Origin of the sequence: Methylobacterium iners (assembly GCF_022179305.1) — a bacterium.
GTDB lineage: Bacteria > Pseudomonadota > Alphaproteobacteria > Rhizobiales > Beijerinckiaceae > Methylobacterium > Methylobacterium iners.
The window spans coordinates 1-1237 of the sequence record NZ_BPQP01000124.1; the positions used below are offsets into that span (position 1 = coordinate 1).

The 1237-nt window shown below is 67.0% G+C and carries 1 protein-coding gene; it reads right to left on the minus strand.

The features are described 5' to 3' along the window. Nucleotides 1–34: 34 nt before the first annotated feature. A protein-coding gene (locus MFF55_RS25650) for an IS3 family transposase (protein WP_238246931.1) occupies nucleotides 35–1200 on the minus strand; the annotation gives its coding sequence in 2 pieces (ribosomal slippage) (nucleotides 35–936 and nucleotides 936–1200; 1167 coding nt in all). Nucleotides 1201–1237 lie beyond the last annotated feature (37 nt).

Consider the following 1237-nt stretch of genomic DNA (forward strand, 5'->3'; position numbering starts at 1 on the left):
TGACCAGCCCCCATTTGGTGATCAGGGCGGAATGTTATTGGATTGAGACCTGCGCGACGGGTGGGGTGGCCTGCGGAGCGGGTCGGGGTTGCGCAGCTGGCCCTAGCGTCACCTCCGGGGCGGGAGGCTGGTAGCCCAAAGCCGAGTGAGGCCGGAGGGTGTTGTAGTGCCGGCGCCAGGCCTCGATCAGCACCTGAGCCTCGCGTAGGCTGTAGAAGATCTCGCCCTGCAGCAGCTCGTCGCGGAGCTTGCCGTTGAAGCTCTCGACATAACCGTTCTCCCACGGCGAGCCCCTCTCGATGTAGGCCGTCTTGGCCCCGACCGCCGCGATCCAGCCCTGGACCGCCTTGGCCACGAACTCGGGCCCGTTGTCTGAGCGGATGTGCTCGGGGGTGCCGCGGGTGACGAACAGGTCGGCAAGCAGCGCGATGACGTCGGCAGCCTTGAGCTTGCGGGCGACCTTGATGGCGAGGCACTCGCGGGTGAACTCGTCGACGACGTTGAGCATCCTGAACCTCCGCCCATCATGGGTCCTATCCTCGACGAAGTCATAAGCCCAAACGTGGTTTGGCCGCTCAGGCCGCAGCCGTATGCACGAGCCGTCAGCAAGCCACAGCCGACCGCGCTTGGGTTGCCGCTGGGGTACCTTGAGCCCCTCCCGCCGCCAGATCCGCTCGACTCGCTTACGGTTCACGCACCAGCCCGCCCGCTTCAGCAAGGCCGTGATGCGGCGATAGCCATACCGCCCGTACTGGCGAGCGAGTTGCACGATGTCGGCCGTGAGCCGGGCCTCGTCGTCGGGCGTGCGAGCCACCTTGCGCTGCGTGGACCGGTGCTGGCCCAGTACCTGGCAGGCACGCCGCTCCGAGACACCGGTGACCGCTCGCACGTGCTCGATGCAGGCTCTGCGGCGGGCGGGGCTTAGAAGTTTCCCTTTGCGGCCTCGGCCAGAATGACCTTGTCGAGGGTGAGATCGGCCACAGCCCGCCTGAGCCGGGCGTTCTCCGCCTCGAGCTCCTTGAGGCGCTTCACCTGATCGAGCTTGAGCCCGCCGAACTCGTTGCGCCAGCGGTGATACGTGGTCTGGGTGACGCCGATTGAGCGCGCCGCGGCATCAACGGTCTGCCCCTGCGAGACCAGCACGTCCACTTGCCGCAGCTTGGCGACGATCTCCTCGGGCGTGTGACGCTTGCGACCCATGCTCCCCCTCCATGCTCCCCCTCCATGCTCCAGCCCT